This is a genomic window from Saccharopolyspora thermophila (genome assembly GCF_014646075.1).
Classification (GTDB): domain Bacteria; phylum Actinomycetota; class Actinomycetes; order Mycobacteriales; family Pseudonocardiaceae; genus Saccharopolyspora; species Saccharopolyspora thermophila.
Genome location: NZ_BMMT01000004.1, coordinates 196,996 through 216,799, shown reverse-complemented (window position 1 = coordinate 216,799; position 19,804 = coordinate 196,996). Strand labels below are relative to the sequence as shown.

At 71.7% G+C, this 19,804-nt stretch carries 20 protein-coding genes, 1 tRNA gene and 1 riboswitch; of the genes, 11 read left to right on the top strand and 10 right to left on the bottom strand.

What is annotated here, in order from left to right:
* Positions 1-250: 250 nt before the first annotated feature.
* Together IEY17_RS08785 and IEY17_RS08780 are read left to right on the top strand one after the other, a co-directional pair.
* Positions 251-1,237: a hypothetical protein gene (locus IEY17_RS08785; protein WP_188986800.1), complete on the top strand. Its 987-nt coding sequence runs from the start codon at positions 251-253 to the stop codon at positions 1,235-1,237.
* Between the two features lie 32 nt (positions 1,238-1,269).
* A complete protein-coding gene (locus IEY17_RS08780; protein WP_188986799.1) occupies positions 1,270-1,443 on the top strand; it encodes a hypothetical protein in 174 nt (57 codons plus the stop codon).
* Positions 1,444-1,536: 93 nt separating this feature from the next.
* On the opposite strand, the gene IEY17_RS08775 is transcribed toward IEY17_RS08780, so the two are convergent.
* The 3 genes from IEY17_RS08775 to IEY17_RS08765 form a co-directional block, all read right to left on the bottom strand.
* Positions 1,537-1,611: transfer RNA gene (locus tag IEY17_RS08775), tRNA-Val, on the bottom strand.
* Positions 1,612-1,718: 107 nt separating this feature from the next.
* Positions 1,719-2,183 carry a peroxiredoxin gene (locus IEY17_RS08770; protein ID WP_188986798.1) on the bottom strand — a complete coding sequence of 155 codons (465 nt, stop codon included), beginning with the start codon at positions 2,181-2,183 and terminating at the stop codon, positions 1,719-1,721.
* A gap of 243 nt (positions 2,184-2,426) precedes the next feature.
* Positions 2,427-2,861 carry a DUF3052 domain-containing protein gene (locus tag IEY17_RS08765; protein ID WP_188986797.1) on the bottom strand — a complete coding sequence of 145 codons (435 nt, stop codon included), beginning with the start codon at positions 2,859-2,861 and terminating at the stop codon, positions 2,427-2,429.
* A 296-nt stretch (positions 2,862-3,157) separates the two neighbouring features.
* Between IEY17_RS08765 and aceE the strand changes: the two genes are divergently transcribed.
* The gene (aceE, locus tag IEY17_RS08760) at positions 3,158-5,923 is read left to right on the top strand and encodes a pyruvate dehydrogenase (acetyl-transferring), homodimeric type (RefSeq protein WP_188986796.1); all 2,766 of its coding nucleotides are present in this window, start codon (positions 3,158-3,160) and stop codon (positions 5,921-5,923) included.
* Positions 5,924-5,988: 65 nt separating this feature from the next.
* Here the strand turns inward: aceE and IEY17_RS08755 are convergent, their stop codons facing one another.
* Positions 5,989-6,630: a nicotinamide mononucleotide transporter family protein gene (locus tag IEY17_RS08755; protein WP_188986795.1), complete on the bottom strand. Its 642-nt coding sequence runs from the start codon at positions 6,628-6,630 to the stop codon at positions 5,989-5,991.
* An 88-nt stretch (positions 6,631-6,718) separates the two neighbouring features.
* A riboswitch (FMN riboswitch) is annotated at positions 6,719-6,847 on the bottom strand.
* A gap of 194 nt (positions 6,848-7,041) precedes the next feature.
* Here IEY17_RS08755 and IEY17_RS08750 point away from each other — a divergent pair.
* Positions 7,042-7,275: a DUF3263 domain-containing protein gene (locus IEY17_RS08750; protein ID WP_188986794.1), complete on the top strand. Its 234-nt coding sequence runs from the start codon at positions 7,042-7,044 to the stop codon at positions 7,273-7,275.
* Between the two features lie 15 nt (positions 7,276-7,290).
* Here IEY17_RS08750 and IEY17_RS08745 read toward each other — a convergent pair whose 3' ends face one another.
* A complete protein-coding gene (locus IEY17_RS08745; RefSeq protein WP_188986793.1) occupies positions 7,291-8,160 on the bottom strand; it encodes a peptidoglycan recognition protein family protein in 870 nt (289 codons plus the stop codon).
* 227 nt (positions 8,161-8,387) lie between these two features.
* Between IEY17_RS08745 and IEY17_RS08740 the strand changes: the two genes are divergently transcribed.
* The 5 genes from IEY17_RS08740 (at position 8,388) to IEY17_RS08720 (ending at position 13,302) form a co-directional block, all read left to right on the top strand.
* Positions 8,388-9,602 carry a PucR family transcriptional regulator gene (locus IEY17_RS08740; protein ID WP_188986792.1) on the top strand — a complete coding sequence of 405 codons (1,215 nt, stop codon included), beginning with the start codon at positions 8,388-8,390 and terminating at the stop codon, positions 9,600-9,602.
* Positions 9,603-9,841: 239 nt separating this feature from the next.
* A complete protein-coding gene (locus IEY17_RS08735; protein ID WP_188986791.1) occupies positions 9,842-10,762 on the top strand; it encodes an ACP S-malonyltransferase in 921 nt (306 codons plus the stop codon).
* The gene (locus IEY17_RS08730) at positions 10,759-11,739 is read left to right on the top strand and encodes a beta-ketoacyl-ACP synthase III (protein WP_188986790.1); all 981 of its coding nucleotides are present in this window, start codon (positions 10,759-10,761) and stop codon (positions 11,737-11,739) included. The genes IEY17_RS08735 and IEY17_RS08730 overlap by 4 nt, the downstream gene beginning before the upstream one ends.
* An 82-nt stretch (positions 11,740-11,821) precedes the next feature.
* Positions 11,822-12,061, top strand: coding sequence for an acyl carrier protein (locus tag IEY17_RS08725; protein ID WP_188986886.1), 240 nt, complete (start codon positions 11,822-11,824; stop codon positions 12,059-12,061).
* Entirely contained in the window at positions 12,058-13,302 is a 1,245-nt protein-coding gene (locus tag IEY17_RS08720; protein WP_188986789.1) for a beta-ketoacyl-[acyl-carrier-protein] synthase family protein, read from the top strand. The genes IEY17_RS08725 and IEY17_RS08720 overlap by 4 nt, the downstream gene beginning before the upstream one ends.
* A 188-nt stretch (positions 13,303-13,490) precedes the next feature.
* On the opposite strand, the gene IEY17_RS08715 is transcribed toward IEY17_RS08720, so the two are convergent.
* Entirely contained in the window at positions 13,491-14,048 is a 558-nt protein-coding gene (locus tag IEY17_RS08715) for a hypothetical protein (RefSeq protein WP_188986788.1), read from the bottom strand.
* 51 nt (positions 14,049-14,099) lie between these two features.
* Positions 14,100-14,615 carry a DUF3145 domain-containing protein gene (locus IEY17_RS08710; protein WP_188986787.1) on the bottom strand — a complete coding sequence of 172 codons (516 nt, stop codon included), beginning with the start codon at positions 14,613-14,615 and terminating at the stop codon, positions 14,100-14,102.
* Positions 14,616-15,005: 390 nt separating this feature from the next.
* Here IEY17_RS08710 and IEY17_RS08705 point away from each other — a divergent pair, with 390 nt between their 5' ends.
* Positions 15,006-16,256: a hypothetical protein gene (locus IEY17_RS08705; protein ID WP_188986786.1), complete on the top strand. Its 1,251-nt coding sequence runs from the start codon at positions 15,006-15,008 to the stop codon at positions 16,254-16,256.
* A 24-nt stretch (positions 16,257-16,280) separates the two neighbouring features.
* Here IEY17_RS08705 and IEY17_RS08700 read toward each other — a convergent pair whose 3' ends face one another.
* The 3 genes from IEY17_RS08700 to IEY17_RS08690 all read right to left on the bottom strand — a co-directional run bounded on the left by IEY17_RS08700 (position 16,281) and on the right by IEY17_RS08690 (position 18,631).
* Complete coding sequence (locus tag IEY17_RS08700) at positions 16,281-16,949, bottom strand: hypothetical protein (protein ID WP_229679959.1); 669 nt, start codon at positions 16,947-16,949, stop codon at positions 16,281-16,283.
* Between the two features lie 108 nt (positions 16,950-17,057).
* Positions 17,058-18,092, bottom strand: a complete 1,035-nt coding sequence (locus IEY17_RS08695) for a hypothetical protein (RefSeq protein WP_188986784.1) — start codon at positions 18,090-18,092, stop codon at positions 17,058-17,060.
* Complete coding sequence (locus tag IEY17_RS08690; RefSeq protein WP_229679958.1) at positions 18,089-18,631, bottom strand: SigE family RNA polymerase sigma factor; 543 nt, start codon at positions 18,629-18,631, stop codon at positions 18,089-18,091. Before IEY17_RS08690 ends, IEY17_RS08695 begins: the two co-directional genes overlap by 4 nt.
* 290 nt (positions 18,632-18,921) lie before the next feature.
* Between IEY17_RS08690 and IEY17_RS08685 the strand changes: the two genes are divergently transcribed.
* Positions 18,922-19,746 carry an LLM class F420-dependent oxidoreductase gene (locus IEY17_RS08685; protein ID WP_188986783.1) on the top strand — a complete coding sequence of 275 codons (825 nt, stop codon included), beginning with the start codon at positions 18,922-18,924 and terminating at the stop codon, positions 19,744-19,746.
* Positions 19,747-19,804: the final 58 nt, after the last annotated feature.

Below are 19,804 nucleotides of genomic sequence, written 5' to 3'. Positions count from 1 at the left end.
CGGGGTGGTGGGCCGCCCCTCGGTTCACCACCCCGCCGGGCACCAAACCCGGTCGGCGCTTCCCCGGCGCGCCGACCGGCCCCGAATCCGGGCGCCCAACCGTCGATCTCCCGGGCGGGACGGCACCCGGACGGCTGGGCGGCGAGACCCCCGACGCCGCCCAGCCACCCGCCCCCGGCACGGCCGACCTCGAGCCGACCAGATGGTTCCTCGCTCGCGATCTCGATCCGTCGGCCGATGTCACAAGCCGGTGCAGCTGGTGCGGGCCGCGGCGGCCGGGCTGTCGGTGCCGGACACGGTGATCACCAACGAGCCAGCCGCGTTCCGTGACTTCGCCGAACAGGGCCGGTCGGTGACCAAGTTGTTCGGGTCGAACACGATCTCGGAACAGGGAACACGGAAACTGTCGTGGACGCGGGTTCTCGATGCCGCTGACCTCGTCGATCTCCGAGGTATCGAGGTCACCACCCACGTGGTGCAGCGGTGGGTGCCGAAGTCATTCGAGGTGCGTGTCATCGTCATAGGCGAGCACCTGACGGCGGCGGCGATCCATGCGGGCAACGCGGCATCGTACGTGGATTGGCGCTCGGACTACGACGCCCTGACCTACGAGCTGATGGACGTGGCCGCGGGCGTCCGGTCGCTGATGGCCGCGTTCGGCTTGTTGGCGCACCGGCTCGGTGACGAGCGGGTGTTCTCCGTCGACCTGGACGCCGAGATCGTCGACCCGGCGCGGGAACGGCTGGCCTCGATCGGCCTGCGCCCCACGCTCGTCACCCGCGACGGCGCCGAAGGCGTGCGCGAGCACGCGCCGTACGACCGGATCATCGCGACGTGCTCGGTGCCGACGGTGCCGCGCGCCTGGCGTGACCAGCTCGTCGACGACGGGCTGCTCCTGGTCGACATCAAGGTCGGCACCAGCGCGGGAAACCTCGTGCTGCTGCGCCGGGACGGTGAACGGCTGGAAGGGCGGTTCACGGACCGGTGGGCTGCGTTCATGGCGATGCGCCACCACCACGAACAGCCGCCCGCCCTGCACACGCCCAACGGCGAGGAGCGCGCACACGTGCCACGAACACGCCGCCGAACCCGTGGAACACCCACCGCGTGGTGTGGTTCCTGGCCCACTTCACCGGCCTACCGGCCGGAACGCGGTTCGGGCTACGGATCGATCCCGACACCCGGCGGCCGACCGCCGGGACGATCACCGCGCCGGACGGATCGCACGCCGTCGTGATGCTTGGACCGACCGCCGCCGGAACACGGCCGGTGACCGAAAGCGGACCCACACCGCTATGGGCAGCGGTCGAGCAGGCACACCAGGTGTGGCAGGCCGCGGGCGAACCGGGGTGGTCGCGCCTCGGCGTGACCACCGAGGCGGACGATCAGTGGTTGTGGATCGACCAGCCGCACGGCGAACACCACTGGAGCCTCACCGTGTGATGCATTCCCGAAAAGGAGGTTCTGGTGTCGCTGTGGCTGTGCAACAGACACCGCGACCAAGGAAATCGCTGTTGTCCCTGGTCGCCACCTGGGTGGTGGGCGCAGCTGGGTTCGAACCAGCGACCCCCTGCTTGTAAGGCAGGTGCTCTTCCACTGAGCTATGCGCCCCCGTGGCGGTCGGCCGGCACCGCCGGTCGGATCACCGTCGACACCTTACCGGTGCTCGGCCGGGTCCCCGGAACCCGGTCGACCGCCACCGCTGCTCGGAAACCTGCTCACGCGGTGAGCTCGGCCAGCGCCTTCTTCCAGACGTTCTGGTCGCGGGCCTCGCCCGGCTGGTTCACCTCGGCGAAGCGGACCTTGCCCTCGGTGTCGATCAGGAACGTCCCGCGGTTGGCCATGCCGGCGGCCTCGTTGAACACGCCGTATGCCTTGGCCACCTCGCCGTGCGGCCAGAAGTCCGACAGGAGCGGGAAGGTGTAGCCCTCCTTCTCCGCCCACGCCTTGAGCGCGAACGGGGAGTCCACCGACACCCCGAGCACCTGAACCCGGTCGTTCTGGAACTCGCCGAGGTCGTCCCGGACCTGGCACAGCTCACCCTGGCAGATCCCGCTGAACGCGAAGGGGTAGAAGACCAGCAGCACGTTCTTCTTGCCCCGGAAGTCGGCCAGCGAGACCTTCTCCTTGTTGTAGTCCGGCAGCGTGAAGTCCGGCGCCTGCGCACCGACCTCGACCGTCATGGATGCATCCTCCTGTGTGACGTGACCTTGTCACTGCCGAACCTACACCGGGGCCACCGCCGCCGGCGCCGATGCCGACACCGGGTTCCCACGGCGTGGGCACCACATTCTCCGCACCGACAGGGACCAGGGCGTGCGGGGCCACCGGACCGCACGCCCTGGGCTCGGGTCGTGACACCCGCGACCAGCCCACCGCCGCGGGCGCCTGTGGGCGACGCCGGTGCCCGCGGGGTGGGCGTGCGCTCAGCGCCGGGCCTTGGCCCGGCGGTAGGCCAGCCGGGTGCCCATCCACCCCTCGCTGACGCTGACGTTCGCCGTCTGGGCCAGGTTCGCCGTCGACGCCGCCTCGGCGATGTCGGCCGGCTCGACGTAGCCGTCCCGGCCGGTCTTGGGCGTCAGCACCCAGATGACCCCGTCGTCGGACAGCGGCGTCATGGCATCGAGAAGCGTGTCCGTCAGGTCGCCATCATCCTCGCGCCACCACAGCAGCACGACATCGACCACTTCGTCAGCATCTTCGTCGAGCAGCTCGCTCCCGCAGCGCTCCTCGATCGCGGCCCGGACGTCGTCGTCGACGTCCTCGTCCCAGCCGAGCTCCTGGACAACCATCTCGGGCTCGATGTCGAGCCTCTCGGCGACGTCGGTCCTGCCTTTACCGGCGTCTCCCGCGGCGACCACGGCTTTCTCACTCCTCCAATGCACCGGTGCGGCGACCGTTCAGCGCCGCACTCCTTGTCGACCTGGCCGATAGCGAACACTGCCAACCGCCACCGGCGCAACTGCTGACGGCACGACACGCCGTAGCAACGCGTAGAGATTCGACTCTAGACCGGTGAAGACCGCACCGACAGCCTTGGTGCGGGCGGTGTTGCCGCCGGATGTACGCATCGACCCCTGCCATGGGGGACCATGGGAGTGTCGGACGTCACTGTCCGGACACCCTGCCACATCCACGACGTAGTCGAGGAGTTCCCTTGTCCCCGCTCAACAACGACACCGCCGTCCCCACCCAGCGGGTGCGGGTCATCCGGGACGGTCTCGCCTCCCACCTGCCGGACATCGATCCGCAGGAGACCGAGGAGTGGTTGCAGTCCTTCGACTCGGTGCTGGCGGCCAACGGGCAGCAGCGGGCGCGGTACCTGATGCTGCGGCTGCTGCAGCGGGCCCGCGAGAGCGGCGTCGGCGTCCCGTCGCTGACCAGCACGGACTACGTCAACACCATCCCCACCGAGCAGGAGCCGTGGTTCCCCGGCGACGAGGAGACCGAGCGCCGGTACCGGGCCTGGATGCGGTGGAACGCCGCGATGATGGTGCACCGCGCGCAGCGCCCCGGCGTCGGCGTGGGCGGCCACATCTCCTCGTTCGCCTCCTCGGCCAGCCTCTACGAGGTCGGCTTCAACTGGTTCTTCCGCGGCAAGGACCACCCGGGCGGGGGTGACCACCTCTACATCCAGGGCCACGCCTCCCCCGGCGTCTACGCCCGCGCGTTCCTGGAGGGCCGGCTGACCGCCGACCAGCTCGACGGGTTCCGCCAGGAGTACTCGCACGCCGGGCCGGGCGGCGGGCTGCCGTCCTACCCGCACCCGCGGCTGATGCCGGACTTCTGGGAGTTCCCCACCGTGTCCATGGGGCTGGGCCCGATGAACGCGATCTTCCAGGCCCGCTTCAACCGCTACCTGCACGACCGCGGCATCAAGGACACCAGCCAGCAGCGCGTGTGGGCGTTCCTGGGCGACGGCGAGATGAACGAGCCCGAGTCGCGCGGCCTGCTGCACGTGGCCGCCAACGAGGGCCTGGACAACCTCACCTTCGTGGTCAACTGCAACCTGCAGCAGCTGGACGGCCCGGTGCGCGGCAACGGCAAGATCATCCAGGAGCTGGAGGCGTTCTTCCGCGGCGCCGGGTGGAACGTGATCAAGGTGATCTGGGGTCGCGAGTGGGACGCGCTGCTGCACGCCGACCGCGACGGCGCCCTGGTGAACCTGATGAACACCACCCCGGACGGCGACTACCAGACCTACAAGGCCAACGACGGTGCCTTCGTCCGGGAGCACTTCTTCGGCCGCGACCCGCGCACCAAGGAGATGGTCCGGCACCTCACCGACGACCAGATCTGGGGCCTGCGCCGCGGCGGGCACGACTACCGCAAGATCTACGCGGCCTACAAGGCGGCCACCGAGCACCACGGCCAGCCCACCGTCATCCTGGCCAAGACGATCAAGGGCTACGGGCTCGGCCCGCACTTCGAGGGCCGCAACGCCACGCACCAGATGAAGAAGCTGACGCTGGACGACCTCAAGCTGTTCCGGGACAGCCTGCGCATCCCGATCAGCGACGACGAGCTGGACCCGTACCTGCCGCCGTACTACCACCCCGGCCCGGACGCGCCGGAGATCCAGTACCTGCAGGAGCGGCGCCGCCAGCTCGGCGGCTACCTGCCGCAACGCCGGGTCAAGGCCAAGCCGCTGGTGCTGCCCGGCGACAAGGTCTACGACGTGATCCGGCGTGGGTCGGGCAAGCAGGAGGTGGCCACCACGATGGCCTTCGTCCGGCTGCTCAAGGACCTGGCCAAGGACAAGGAGATCGGGCCGCGGATCGTGCCGATCATCCCGGACGAGGCACGCACGTTCGGCATGGACTCGATGTTCCCGTCACAGAAGATCTACAACCCGCTCGGCCAGCTCTACACGCCGGTGGACTACCAGCTGATGCTGGCCTACCGGGAGAGCGAGCAGGGGCAGATCCTGCACGAGGGCATCAACGAGGCCGGGTCGGCCGCGTCGTTCACCGCGGCGGGCACCAGCTACGCCACACACGGCGAGCCGATGATCCCAGTCTACATCTTCTACTCGATGTTCGGTTTCCAGCGCACCGGCGACAGCTTCTGGGCCGCCGCCGACCAGATGGCCCGCGGGTTCGTGCTCGGCGCGACCGCCGGGCGCACCACGCTGACCGGTGAGGGCCTGCAGCACGCCGACGGGCACTCGCAGCTGATCGCGGCGACCAACCCGGCGGTGATCGCCTACGACCCGGCGTGGGCGTTCGAGGTGGCGCACATCGTCAAGGACGGCCTGCGGCGGATGTACGGGGAGGACGCCGAGAACGTCTTCTACTACCTCACCGTCTACAACGAGCCCTACCAGCAGCCCGCGGAGCCCGCGGACCTGGATGTCGACGGCCTGCTGCGGGGCCTGTACCGCTACCAGGCCGCACCGGGCGGTTCCGGGCCGAGGGCGCAGATCCTGGCCGCCGGCGTGCTCATGCCGGAGGCGCTGCGGGCACAGCGGATGCTGGCCGAGGAGTGGGGCGTGCAGGCCGACGTGTGGTCGGCGACGTCGTGGTCGCAGCTGCGGCGGGAGGCCGAGGCCGTCGACCGGCACAATCTGCTGAACCCGGGAGCGGAGCCGCGGGTGCCGTACGTGACGCGGGCGCTGTCGGCGGCCCCGGGGCCGGTGGTGGCCGTCAGCGACTGGATGCGCGCGGTGCCGGACCTGATCCGGCCGTGGGTGCCCGGCGACATGGTGAGCCTGGGCACCGACGGTTTCGGGTTCTCCGACACGCGTCCGGCCGCGCGGCGGGTGTTCCTGGTGGACGCCGAGTCCACCGTGGTCGCCACGCTGGCCGCCCTGGCGCGCGCCGGCGAGATGGACCGGTCGCAGGTGGTGGAGGCCGCGCGCCGCTACCGGCTCGACGACGTCCAGGCCGCGGGTCCGCAGACCTCGGACCCCGGCGTGGCGTGACCGCCAGCCGGCTCCGGTGCGCAATGAGGGGCGCCCTTCGCCCGGGCGCCCCTCGAAAGCGCTGATCAGACCGTCGCGGTGGCGCGCTCCCGCTGCACCTTCGCGGTGCGGTTCCAGCTCCACCAGCCGTGGATCACCAGGACCGCGAACACCACGTACACCGCGGCGCTGAAGTACAGCCCGGAGGCCACCTGCAGCGGCACGCCGACCGCGTCGACGGCCAGCCAGACCAGCCAGAACTCGACCAGACCGCGGCCCTGCGCCCAGAAGGCGGCGAGGGTGCCGACGAAGATCCAGGCGTCCGGCCACGGTGCCCAGGAGGCGTCCAGGGCCGTCAGCAACAGGGCGAACGCGGACGTCCCGGCGACCAGCGCCGCCAGCAGCACCAGCCGCTCCACCGGCCGGGCCCTGCGGACCGCGACGCCGTACACCGGGTCGCTGCGCCGGTTCCATGCCCACCAGCCGTAGAGCGAGATCAGCAGGATCATCACCTGCCGGATCGCCAGCCCGCCCAGGTGGACCGAGGCGTAGACGGCGAACAGCAGCACGGTCGCCGACACCTGCACCGGCCACGTCGCCAGGGTCCGGCGCTGCGCCAGGAACACCACGGCCAGCGCACACAGCTGCCCGACGAGTTCGGCCCAGGAGATCTGCTGGCCCAGCACGGTGATCCCGTTGCCGAGCAACCATTCCGCGACAGTTCGCACGCCCGCTCCTCCCACCGGCGACGCGCGCGCCGGGGTGCGCGGACGGCAGCCGTCGGCGCCCGGCGTCGACGGCCGTGTTCAGCCGCCCGTGCGCTGCCTCCCATCCGGACTTTCACCGTCGGCACCGGAATTCCACCGGTTCGGCCGGCCCCCGCGAGGAAGCCGGTTCGCGGACTGTCACCGCCGGTTCGGACTTGCACCGAGCCCCGGAGCGCACGATCAGGTCACTGGCGACAACATCGTCCGCGCCGACCCTGTTCCGGCAGCGATACGTGCGGTGCGTCACAGAAGCCGCGACGCGGAGGGAAAAGCGCCCGCACGCGCCCCTCACAAGCCGGATGGCTGATCGAACACCCGTGCCCCTGCGAGTAAGATCTCGGCAGATCGACAGCGCCGAGGAGGGGACGTCGGATGAACGACATGGACCGCGCCATCCTCGCCTTCGAGCAGGAGCACTGGCACTACCAGGGCAACAAGGAACGGGTCATCCAGGAGCGCTTCGGCGTGTCCCCGAACCGCTACTACCAGCGGCTGAACCGCCTCCTCGACGAGCCCGAGGCGCTGCAGCAACAGCCCGCCCTGGTCAAACGCCTCCAGCGCCGCCGCGACGAACGGCAGCGGCGCCGCGCCGCGCACGGCCGCTGAACGCGGTGCCGACGGCTAGTTCGTGGCCTGTTCGGCGTGCTGTTCCGGGGGGAGCTGGCGGGCCTGCTGGATGCGCACGAGTTCGGCCAGCAGCGGGGCCGCCTGGTCGGGCGGGAGGGCTCGGAAGGCTGCCTTGATCATGTCCGCGTTGGGCGCCGGGGCCTGCGGCTTGGCCACCAGCGCGTTGACCAGGTCGACGAGCATCGCGACGATGGTGCGCGGCCCGAGTTCGGTCCGCCACCCCTGGATCTCGCCGTTCGGCCCGCGCGGACCGAGCAGTTCGTGCTCCAGCCGCCGCAGCACCGCGTCCTGTTCCGGCGTCATGCCGCCCGGCCCACGCCTGCCCGCCAGTTCGGCGCGGAACCGGTCCATGTCGACGTGCCCGGGGTCGATCTTGCCCGTGACGCTGGTCTCCTTGTGACCGCGCGCCGCGTCCATCGGCCGCCCGAGGTGGTTCAGCACCGCCGCGGTCGCCTTCAGCGCGGCGGCGTACTGCGCCGGGCTCGGCCCCTGGTGCACGCCCTGGTAGTCCCACTCGAAACCGACGTAGAGTGCGTTGCCGTCGCCGCCCGGATTGGGCCCGGACGCCTTCGCCCTGCCGGCGTGGTTCGCGCGCCCGGCGGCGATCGTGTGCACGACGCCGTCGAAGCCGATCAGCGCGTGGCACAGCGGTCCAGCGAGGTCGGGGCGGCCGTCGATGCACAGCTGCACGCTCGGGGCCGGGTTGTCGTAGGACGCCGTGGTGGCCGTGTGGTGCTCCAGCACGCCCACGGGCGCCGGTTGCGGTCCCGAGGTCGCGGTCCGCTCGCGCCAGCCGTCGGTTTCCACGACGGTCAGCCCGGCGGCGCGCAGCACGTCCGCGAGCCAGACGAGAGGCAAGGCCACAGCTGATCACCCTCCTGGCTTGGTGCGTTCCCTCATGGTGGCGTGACCGGCGTCGAACGACACGCTCCAGCACGGGAAAATGGCCGGGCCCCACCCACCGGGTGAGCACCTCCACCTGTTCGCGTGATCAGAGATGCCGAGTAATCAATCGATCGCCCTCGGTGAGACCGCGGACCGCGCCCACCGCTGCCCGCCGGGCCTGATCAGCGACGTGCGATTCTGGAGCCATGAGCACCGAACGCGCAGGTGAGCGGGATACCGGTATGCAGCGGCAGATCTCCGCGGCCACCCTGCGCCGCCTCGAACACGGCTCCGGTGGGCTTGCCAGCGCCAGCGTTACCGCGATGGAGCAGCGGCTGCCGTGGTTCCGTCGGCTGCCCGCCGACCAGCGGGCCAGCGTCCTGCTGGTGACCCAGACGGGGGTCGCCAACTTCGTCGCGTGGCTGCAGGACCCCACCGAGGCGATCCGGTTGACCGCCGAGGCGTTCCGGACCGCGCCGCGGGATCTGTCCCGGTGGGTCAGCCTGCGGCAGACCCTGGAGCTGGTGCGGGTCGCGATCGACGTGTTCGAGCAGCGGCTGCCCGAACTGGCCGACCAGGAGCACGAGCGGATCCTGCTGACCGAGTCGATCCTGCGCTACACCCGGGAGATCGCGTTCGCCGCGGCGACCTCCTACGCGGCCGCCGCGGAGGCGCGCGGCGCCTGGGACGCGCGGCTGGAGGCGCTGGTCGTGGACGGCATCGTCCGCGGCGACGCGGAGGAGTCGCTGCTGTCGCGCGCCGCCGCGCTCGGCTGGGAGCCGTCCTCGGAGGCGACCGTGCTGGTCGGCAACGCCCCGTCGGACGACCCGCCGACGATCGTCTACCAGGTGCGCAGCCGCGCCGCCCGGGTCGGCTGCCCGGTGCTGCTGGGCGTGCAGGGGTCCCGGCTGGTGGTGGTGTTCGGCGGGCTCGGTGACGACCGCGCCACCCAGGAGGCGGCCCGGCGGCTGTCGGAGGCCTTCGACGACGGCCCGGTCGTGGTGGGCCCGACGGTGCCGAGCCTGGCGGAGGCGCACCGGTCGGCGGGCGACGCGATGTCGGCGCTGCGGGCCGTGGTGGCCTGGCCCACCGCGCCCCGCCCGGTGCCCTCCGGTGACCTGCTGCCGGAGCGGGCGCTGGCCGGGGACCCGGAGGCGGAGCGGCAGCTGGTCGAGCGGATCGTGCTGCCGCTGGTGGACGCCGGCGGCGCGCTGATGGAAACCGTCGACACCTACCTGGAGGTCGGCGGCGTGCTGGAGAACTGCGCGCGCCAGCTGTACGTGCACCCGAACACCGTCCGTTACCGGCTGCGGCGGGTGGCCGAGCTCACCGGGCGCACCCCGTCCAACGCCCGCGACGCGCACGTGCTGCGGGTGGGGCTCGCCGTGGGCCGCCTGGCCAAGGCGCGCGGCCTGTGGTGAGCCCACCGGGTGATGTCGCGGTCGTCGGCCCGCCGGGCCTGGCCGGTGCGCGGGCGCTTTGGGAACATGGCCTGGCGGGCGCTCACCGGTCCGTCATCATCCGGACACAGCCGACAAGGATTTCTCACTCGGCGGCACAGTCCCGCGACGACGCTTGTAGACACTCCACAACTTTGGCGGCCGGACTTCGTCTCTGTCGACATCACGTGGACCCGCTCTGGGCGTGTTCAGTAGCAAGAGTGATCGCGCTTCTCGCCCCCGGACAGGGGTCGCAGACCCCAGGGATGTTCAACCCGTGGCTCGAGCTGGACGGTGTCGCCGAGCGCCTCGGCACCTGGTCCGAGGTGACCGGCCTGGATCTGATCCGGCTCGGAACCACCGCCGACGCCGACGAGATCAAGGACACCGCGGTCACCCAGCCGCTGGTGGTGGCGCTGTCGCTGATCGCCGCCGAAGAGCTGCGCCGCCGCGTGACCATCCCCGCCGACACGCACGTCGCCGGGCACTCCGTCGGTGAGCTGGCGGCCGCCGCCGTGGCCGGGGCCCTCAACGCCGACGACGCGGTCGCGCTGGCCGCCGTCCGCGGCCGCGAGATGGCCGCGGCCTGCGCGCTGGAGCCGACCGGGATGTCCGCCGTGCTCGGCGGCGACCCGGACGACGTGATCACGCACCTCGAACAGCTTGGTCTCGACCCGGCCAACCGCAACGGCGCCGGTCAGATCGTCGCCGCGGGCCGCCTGTCCGCCCTGGAACAGCTCGGCGCGGAGCCCCCGGCCGGCGCGCGGGTCCGCCCGCTGCCGGTGGCCGGGGCCTTCCACACGCGCTTCATGGCTCCCGCGCAGGAGGCCCTGGCCCAGCACGCGGAGAAGGTGACCGCCGCCGACGCGACCCTGCCGCTGCTGTCCAACGCCGACGGCGCGGTCGTCAGCGGGGCCGCCGAGGTCCTCGACCGGCTGGTCGCCCAGGTGACCGCCCCGGTGCGCTGGGACAGCTGCATGGCCGCGCTGGCCGAGCGGGGGGTGCGGGCGACGGTGGAACTCCCGCCCGCGGGAGTCCTCAGCGGCCTGGTGCGCCGCGAGCTCAAGGGCGTCACGACCGTCGCCCTCAAGACCCCACACGACCTGGACAAGGTCGCCGAACTGCTCGGGAGCGACGCGTGACCCGTCCCCGCATTGCCCAGACCACGCCCCCGCCCGGAACCAAACTGCTGGGTTTCGGCAGCACGCAGGGCAACCGGATCGTCACCAACGACGACCTGGCCAAGATCGTGGACACCAACGACGAGTGGATCCGGCAGCGGGTCGGCATCGTGCACCGCCGCCTCGGCGACGACGACCAGACCGTGGTCAGCATGGCGGTGGAGGCCGGGGCCAAGGCCGTCGCCGACGCGGGCCTGTCGCCGTCGGACGTGGACCAGGTGATCGTGGCCACCTGCACCATGCCGGGCGGCATCCCCAACGCCGCGGCCCAGGTGGCCGACCAGATCGGCATCAAGGCCCGCAGCGCCTACGACCTCAACGCCGCCTGCGCCGGGTTCGTCTACGCGCTGTCGGCGGCCTCTGATGCGGTGCGCGCCGGGTCGGCCCGCAACGTGCTGGTGATCGGGGCGGAGCGGTTCCAGGAGTGGGTGGACTGGCAGGACCGGGCCAACTGCATCATCTTCGCCGACGGCGCGGGCGCGGCGGTGGTCGGCCCGTCCGAGGAGCCGCTGCTCGGGCCGAGCGTGCTGGGCAGCGCCGGCGACCTGGTGGACCTGATCTACCTGCGCGACGGCAAGTACATCCACCAGGAGGGGCAGTCGGTCTTCCGGTGGGCGACCACCCGGATCGCCCCGGTGGCGGCCCGCGCGGTCGAGGCCGCCGGACTCCAGCTGTCCGATGTGGACGTCCTGGTGCCGCATCAGGCGAACCTGCGGATCATCGAGGCCATCGCGCGGAAGCTGCAGAGTCAGGGTGCGCGTGAGGACCTCGTGGTCGCGCGTGACATCGTCTACTCCGGCAACACATCGTCGGCTTCGATCCCGTTGGCGATCGATCACATGCGGGCTGCCGGGGAGATCCGCAGCGGCGACGTGATGCTGCTCGTGGGCTTCGGTGCCGGGCTGTCGTACTCGGCGCAGGTCGCCGTCTGCCCCTGAGCCCCCCAAACTACCGCGGGCCCGCGAGGGCCCTCGGTGCACAACGCAAGAACGAGGAAGGAACCATCCCGTGTCGAACGAGCTGACCAACGAGCAGATCACCGAGGGCCTCGCCGCCATCGTCGAGGAGGTCGCCGGGGTCGACGCCGCCGACGTGACCACCGACAAGTCGTTCGTCGACGACCTGGACATCGACTCGCTGTCCATGGTCGAGATCGCCGTGCAGGCGGAGGACAAGTTCGGGGTGAAGATCCCGGACGACGAACTGGCCAACCTCAAGACCGTCGGTGATGCGGTGGACTACATCACCAAGAACGCATGACCACCGAGGTCGTCATCACCGGGTTGGGCGCGACGACGCCGCTGGGCGGTGACGTCGCATCCACCTGGGACGGGGTGCTCAACGGCGCGACCGGCATCCGCCGGCTGGAGGCCGAGTGGCTGGACCGCTACGAGCTGCCGGCCAGGATCGGTGCGCCGCTGGCGGTCGAGCCGAGCGAGGTGCTGCCGCGCGTGCAGCTGCGCCGGATGGACCGGTGCGAGGCCATCGCGGTCATCGCCGCCCGCGAGGCGTGGGCGGACGCCGGTTTCGAGCTGCCCACCGACGACTCCGAACCGGTCGACCCCGACCGGCTGGGGGTGTCGCTGGGCACCGGCATCGGCGGCCCGCTGACCCTGCTGCAGCAGGATGACCTGCTGGAGACCGGCGGGGTGCGCAAGGTCTCGCCGCTGACCGTCCCGATGCTCATGCCCAACGGCCCGGCCGCCATGGTCAGCCTGGACCTGCGGGCCCGCGCCGGAGTGCACTCCCCCGCGTCGGCCTGCGCCTCGGGTGCCGAGGGCCTGGCCAAGGGCTGGGACATGATCCGGCAGGGGCACGCCGACGTGGTGGTGGCCGGTGGCGCGGAGTCCTGCATCCACCCGATCACCATCGCCGGGTTCGCCCAGGCCCGGACCCTGAGCACGCGCAACGACGAGCCGGAGCGGGCCTCCCGCCCGTTCGACGTGGACCGCGACGGGTTCGTGATGGGCGAGGGCGCCGGGGCGGTCGTCCTGGAGAGCGCCGAGCACGCCAGGGCGCGCGGGGCGCGGATCTACGCGCGGCTGGCCGGGGTGGGCATCACCTCGGACGCCTACCACATCACCGGCAGCCACCCGGACGGCATCGGCCAGGTCGGCGCGATGCGCAAGGCGCTGGACAGCGCGGGTCTGCAGGCGTCGGACATCGGGCACGTCAACGCGCACGCAACCTCCACCGTGGTCGGTGACGTGGGCGAGGCGAACTCGGTGCGCAAGGCGCTGGGCGCGGACGCGGTGGTGACCGCACCGAAGGGTTCGCTCGGCCACCTGGTCGGTGGGGCCGGTGCGGTGGAGAGCATCGTGACGATCCTCTCGCTGTACCACGGCGTCATCCCGGCGACGCGGAACCTGGAGAACCTCGACCCGAAGGTCGAGCTTGACGTGGTGGCCGACAAGCCACGGCACGTCGAGCAGACCGCCGCGCTCAACAACGCCTTCGGCTTCGGCGGGCACAACGTCGCACTCGCCTTCGCCCGGGCATGACCGCGGCGCACCGGTCCGGTCGCACCCCGGTTTCCGGTGCGCTGCGGCGCGACAGCCGCACGTCGCTGGTCGCCCGCGTGTTCGCCGCACGCGGGCGACCCCACCGATACCGGGGTTGCGCCAGCACGCTCTGGTCGGCCGGACTCTGAATCAGACGGGTCAGTCTTAGCGGTACCGGCGACCCCCGGCTACTGCCGGCACCGGTCCAGCAGGGCGCTGTTGGGCAGCTTGTCGGTGTCCAGCCGCAGCGTGCGGTCGTAGACGACCACCGGGTACACCACGTTCCACACGATGCAGGTCTCCCGCAGCTGCGGCGGCGCCTGCGACTTGTCCTGGGTGCTCATGAACGTCAGCATCACCAGTAGGGAGTCGTCCGGGCCGCGCTCGATGCGGTGCACCATCATCTGCCGGTCCTCAGTGGAGCCGTAGCTCTGCCGCCACCGCTGCTCGGGCAGCTCATCCCACTTCGACGGGACCACTGTGGACTTCCACAGGTCGTAGCTCTTGGTGTTGATCGAGTTGAAGTGGTTGCCCAGCAGAAGGTCGATCTGCGCGAAGTCGGGGTGCGCAGCAGCGTCCGCGCTGTAGGTGATGCCCAGCGGTGACCTGATCGACTGGGCCTGGCTCTGCGGCTGCTCGACCGGTGGGACGGAGTAAACCTCGCGGGCCAGCAGCACACCCCCGCCGACTGCGGCGAGCAACACGACGACGCTGAGCGCAAGACCCCATGTGAACCACGAACGCACGCCCCAGAGCTTCGCACATCAGCTAATCCGCCCGGGGCGGTTCCGCCACGATCAGCCGACGCGGTGCAGCCAGGTGACCGGGGCACCGTCGCCGGCCCGGCGGAACGGCTCGAGCGCGTCGTCCCACGCGGCTCCCAGCAACTGGTCCACCCGGTGGCTGAAGGACTCGGGGCCCTTGGCGTTGGCCGCCAGGGTGCGCAGCTGGTCCTCGCTCACCACGATGTCGCCGTTGGCGCTGGTGCAGGCGCGCCACAGCCCGAGACCCGGTGCGTGGCAGAACCGCTGGCCGTCCACGCCTGGACTGGGATCTTCGGTGACTTCGAAACGAAGCATCGGCCACGCGCGCAACGCGCTGACCAGACGCGCGCCGGTGCCCGGCTCACCCACCCAGTTGCACTCCGCGCGGAGTTGCCCGGGGGCCGCCGGTTGCGCCGTCCAGCGAAGTTCCGTCCGAACGCCGAGTGCGCCAGAGATCGCCCATTCGACGTGCGGGCAGACCGCAGACGGCGACGAGTGGACGTAGACCACACCAGATGTGCGGCCACTGTCGCTGCCACGGGTGCTCACTGCTGACCTCCGCTGTTCGACGAGGGACGTCTTCCCCTACGACCTCGCGAACCTGCGCCGATCAACAGGTGCGGCGCCATTCTGCATTGCGGCCTGAGCGCTTCGCCACCAGAACCGGGGCATCCGTCTGGCGGGATCACGCCGCCGGGCAGCTCGCGGGCACCGCCCCGCAGACTGCTCCGAATAGCGGTAATCGCAGATCCGGGCCGCTTTCCGGGGTGTGCGGCGTCGCTCGAACGCAGCAGTGCGACAGCGGCGGACGAGTGGTGGATACCACTCGATCGGACGAATAGCGCAACCCCGCGACAATACCTGCCCCACCCGGCTAACGTCATCGATCGAACAGTGGGTGACCACCGGTTCGACGGCGGTGGATGTGGGGAGGTCCTCATGCGGACGGTGCGGCTCGGAGCGGAACCGACCAAGGTCGGCGCCGACGTCCGGGCGGCCATCTCGGCGTGGGGCGCGGGCGGTTCGGTGCTCGGCGGGGTGGCGGTGTTCGGCTGCCGCCCACCGGGCGGTCCCCGGCCGCTGGACGCGGTGATCGTGGTGCCGCGCGGCGTGATCGTCGTGGTCGGCGTCGACCTGCCGGAGCCGGCGCTGAAGGTGGACGCGCCGCTGCAGACCCCGTGGACCGTCGACGGCTGGCCGATGGTGCGCGCCGAGGGCGCGGTCAACCCGGGCCTGGAGGCGCTGGAGTCCGCCGCGGCGCTGGCCCGCAGCCTGCAGACGCGGGACCTGGAGCCGCTGCCGGTGGCGGCGATCGTCGCCGTCGGCCCCTACGTCGGGCAGGTCACGCAGCCCACGACCGACCTGCACCGCGGGGTGCGGGTGGTGTCGCCGAACACGACGTCGGTGCTGGCCGCCGTCCGCGAGCTGGCCACCTACGAGCGACCGTGCCCGGTCGAGCCCGTGCAGCGGCTGCTGCGGGTCCTCGACGAGAGCTGCGAGCTGACCGCCGAAGAGCTCGTCGCGGAGGGCTTCCCGGAGGAGGCCAGCGCCGATTTGGCGACCGCGGACACGATGCTGATCCCGAGATACGCCGAGCCCCGGGCCGCTGACCTGATCCGTCGGCTGCCCCCGCGCACCAGGTGGATCGCGGCGGCCGCGGCCCTGGTGCTGCTCGTCTGCGTGGCCGCGCTGTGGTGGGCGCTGGACGAACCGGCCGCGAGTCCGCCGCCGCAGGCGCCGGCGGTGCAGCGGGTCGACGGCGTGGAGTTCGTGCAGCGGGTCGGGGACCGGGACGCCTCGTGCGTGCGGCACGCCTTCGGCGATGTGCAGCACTGGTTCGAGCAGCGAGAGTGCCGGAGCCTGACCCGAGCGGTGTTCGAGACCCAGGTGTCCGGTCGTCCGGCCGCCGTGTCGGTGGCGGTGGTGGAGCTGCCGGACCGGCAGGCCGCGACCGAACTGCGAGGTCTCCTCGACTCGGCGGGCACCGGCGGGATCACCGACCTGGTCGCCGAGGGCCGCGGCTGGCCCGGTGGCCCCGACGGGTTCGACAACGCGGCGCAGGTCGTGGAGCAGAACGGCAACCGGCTGCGCATCGTGCAGACGGTGTGGCGGCAGCGCAGCTCGACACCGGGCGACGTGGGACTGCGGGCCCTGGCCGAACGCGGGCTGCGCCTGACCCCCCAGCCCTGAGAGCGTCGGACCGGCCGGCGGGGCTCACGCGTCGGGTTCGCGGTGCGGTGCGGGCTGTTCGGGAATCCGGGTCCCGCCGCCGCGGCCGGGGGCACGCTCGAGCGGCAGCAGGCGGGGCGCCTTCGTCAGGTACGGCCTGCCGAGGCAGGTCAGGAAGAACGCCAGGGAGTACAGCGGGACGACGGCCGACAACGCGGCGGCGGTCACCCCCGCGCGCACCACGTCGCGTGGCAGCAGGGTGGTGCGCCGGTCGACGAACCGGTTGCTGGTCAACGCCGCCAGCCACAGCACCACCACGAAACCCACCATGGTCGCCACCGCGAGCAGGATCGCCGGCTGGTAGCCCAGGCGCTCGGACCCCAGCATCACGGCCACCCAGCCGAGCAGCGCGGGCAGTTGGCCGCGCTCGGTCGTCGCCGCCCACAGCAGCCCGCCCAGCAGCGCGAACCCGCCGCCGCTGGTCTGCCACGTCTCGACCAGGCGCTGCGACCATGAGCCCCCGGTGAGGCCGAGGCGGGCGGCGAGCTCGCCCAGCACGCCCAACGCGGTCGGCGCGTCGTCCGGGCCGAGGAACTGCCCGGCGATCCACGCGAGCGTCCACAGCGACACCGCGAACGCCAGGACCTGCTGCCAGCGCGGCCGATCCAGGGCGACCCGGTACAGCCGCGCCAGTTCCCGTTGTTGCGCCTGCACGTCCACCCCTGTCTGTTCGCGCCGGGAGTCGATCAGATGATCCCGGCGGGTCGCTGCCCGGGCACGACATTGATCTGATCAGGGGCGTGTCCGCGCTGCGGAGCGTGATCAACCCCAGAACGTGCCGGGACCGGCCGCGCAGACGCCGTCGGTGGTGCAGGCAGGCGGGATCGGCCGCACCGCGGAACCGTCGACCAGCCACTGGCCCTGGCCGGCGGTGGACACCAGGAACCGGCCCAGCACATCGGTGGACAGCCGCGCGCTCCCGGGGGCCAGCGGCGGAGTGCGGAAGACCGTTCCGGCACCGATCTTGCGGCCGCTGTCCCCGGCGAAGGTCGCCACCCGCAGTCGGTCGTCGGCGCAGTCCACGGGCTGCAGTGCGGCCACGTCCCGGCCCGTCCAGGCGACGGCCACCGGACCGCACGCCTCGCCGGACGTCGCCTCAACCCGGGCGCTCAGCGAGGTCGCGTCCGGCGGGAGCACCAGCACGCTGCTGGCCTGCCCGCCGTCGCGCGGGGTGACCAGCACCGCCAGCCGACCGTCCGCGGCCAGCGCCAGGTCCTCGACCCGCAGGTGCGCCGGGACCGGGATGCGGTGCTGCTGCTGGTCGTGCACGACGACCACGTCGGTGCCGTCGAGGTAGGCGACGCGACCACCACCGGCCGCGAGGACGCGGCTGTCGCCGACCTTCCCGGGCAGCACCCGCTGTCCCCGCGCGGACACCTCGGCCACCCGTCGACCGTCCGCTGTGGACACCACGGTGTAGACCCGGTCGCGGTCGGCGGCCAGCACGGTGGTGTCGGCCCCGGTGACGGTGGCGACCTGGCTGTTCTCCTGCCCGGAGAGCACGTCGAAGGAGGCGATGACGCCCGGCTGCGGGGCGGCCAGGTAGGTGTTGGGCTGCACGCTGACCGGCGCCAGCTCCGGCTGCTGCGGGACGAACACCACGGCCACCAGAAACGCCACCGCGGCAGCGCCGACCGCACCCAGCGCGGCGATCAGCGGTCGTCGCGGTGACCTCCGCCGCCGGGCGGCAGCCAGCAGCCGCGGCAACGCGTCCGGTCGGGGTTCGACGTCCTCGACGAGCCGGTGCAGGTGCGCGCGCACCAGCTCCGCTTCCCGAGCGCTGTTCCCGTCGTTCACACCCGCTCCCCCAGCAGATCCGACAGCCGCGCGACACCACGCGAGCAGTACGACTTCACCGCTCCCTGGCTGCAGCCCATCACCTCGGCGGTGCGGGCCTCGCTGAGATCGGCGTAGTAGCGCAGCACCACGGCCTCGCGCTGCCGCCGCGGCAGCTGCGCCAGGGCGGCGGCCAACACGGCCCGGTCCACCCCGCGCCCGGTGTCGTCCGGTTGGCAGTCCTGGGTGGCCAGCCGGGGCTGGTACTTCTTGGCGATCCGCCTGCGCCGCAGCATGGAGCGGGCGCGGTTGAGCACCGCCTGCCGCAGGAACGCCAACGCCTTGTCCGGATCGCGCAGTCTGCTGCGGGAGTCGAAAACCCGCACGTAGGCGTCCTGCACGATGTCCTCCGCGGAGGCGCGGTCGTCCACCAACAGGACGGCGATGCGCAAGAGCTGCTTGTAATGCTCCTGGTAGAGGTCGGTCAACTTGCTCGTCAGTTCATCCATTGCCGCCAGCCCGTCGCCCGGCCAGGCGGTCACGGGCAATGCGATCGACACCGTCACATCTGTGCACGACGCCCGAGACCCCCTCTGTGGTTGCGACCGGATTCGGTGTGGTCGCCCATCGGCTGCGCCCAACGGCGGCGAAGTTTACCGATGCAGTCGAAGTTGATCAGCGGGTGGCGGCTTCGCGCAGGCGCCGCCGCCAGACGGATCACCGCAGGTCCGCCCCACCGCAGCAGTACCCGGCGCACACGGCGTAACCCCGCGGGGACGGGACACCTTCGGCTTGCCGCGACCTGTTCGCGGAGGTAGGTGTGGTGCATCTGGCGGTGAGGAGGGCTCGGATGCGGTTCGGTGTTTCCACGTTCATCACCGACGAGGGGATCGCGGCGGCGGATCTCGGGCGGGCGCTGGAGGAACGCGACTTCGACTCGCTGTTCGTCGCCGAGCACACCCACATCCCGGTCAGCCGGGAGTCGCCCTTCCCGGAAGGCGGCGACCTGCCCCGCATCTACTACCGGACGCTGGACCCGTTCGTGGCACTGACCGCGGCCGCAGCGGTGACCGAGCGACTGCTGGTGGCCACCGGCATCGCGCTGGTCGTCGAACGCGATCCGATCACCACCGCCAAGGAGGTCGCCAGCCTCGACGTGGTCTCCGGCGGCCGGGTCATCTTCGGGGTGGGCGCGGGCTGGAACCGTGAGGAGATGCGCAACCACGGCACCGACCCGGCCACCCGGGGTGCGCTGATGGACGAGCGGATCCGCGCGATGCGGGAGATCTGGACCGCCGAGCAGGCCGAGTTCCACGGCCGCTTCGTCGACTTCGACCCGATCTTCTCCTGGCCCAAGCCGGTCCAGCAGCCGCACCCGCCGATCTATGTCGGCGGGGAGAGCGAGCGGGCCCTGGCGCGGGTGGCCGAGTACGGCGGCGGCTGGCTGCCGCGCGCCGGCACCGAGAACCTGGCCGAGCTGGTGGCGAAGGTCCGCGACCGCGCGGGCCGACGGGTCCCGGTCACCGTGTACGGGGCGCCGCGCGATCCGCACATCATCGAGTCCTACGCCGCGGCCGACGTCGACCGCACGCTGTTCTACCTGCCCACCCGCGGCCGCGACGAGTCGCTGCGCAGGCTCGACGAGTTCGCCGAACTCGCCGGACGCCTCAGCTGACCACGGTCACCCCAGGTAACCAGGCGTGTCTTACATCCTGGTTACGTCGCCGGAACAG

Excerpts from the sequence above, each read along its gene's own strand:
- IEY17_RS08770 (WP_188986798.1), bottom strand. The coding sequence starts at position 2,183 with ATGACGGTCGAGGTCGGTGCGCAGGCGCCGGACTTCACGCTGCCGGAC.
- IEY17_RS08750 (WP_188986794.1), top strand. The coding sequence starts at position 7,042 with ATGAACGACATGGACCGCGCCATCCTCGCCTTCGAGCAGGAGCACTGG.
- IEY17_RS08740 (WP_188986792.1), top strand. The coding sequence starts at position 8,388 with ATGAGCACCGAACGCGCAGGTGAGCGGGATACCGGTATGCAGCGGCAG.
- IEY17_RS08720 (WP_188986789.1), top strand. The coding sequence starts at position 12,058 with ATGACCACCGAGGTCGTCATCACCGGGTTGGGCGCGACGACGCCGCTG.
- IEY17_RS08705 (WP_188986786.1), top strand. The coding sequence starts at position 15,006 with ATGCGGACGGTGCGGCTCGGAGCGGAACCGACCAAGGTCGGCGCCGAC.
- IEY17_RS08685 (WP_188986783.1), top strand. The coding sequence starts at position 18,922 with ATGCGGTTCGGTGTTTCCACGTTCATCACCGACGAGGGGATCGCGGCG.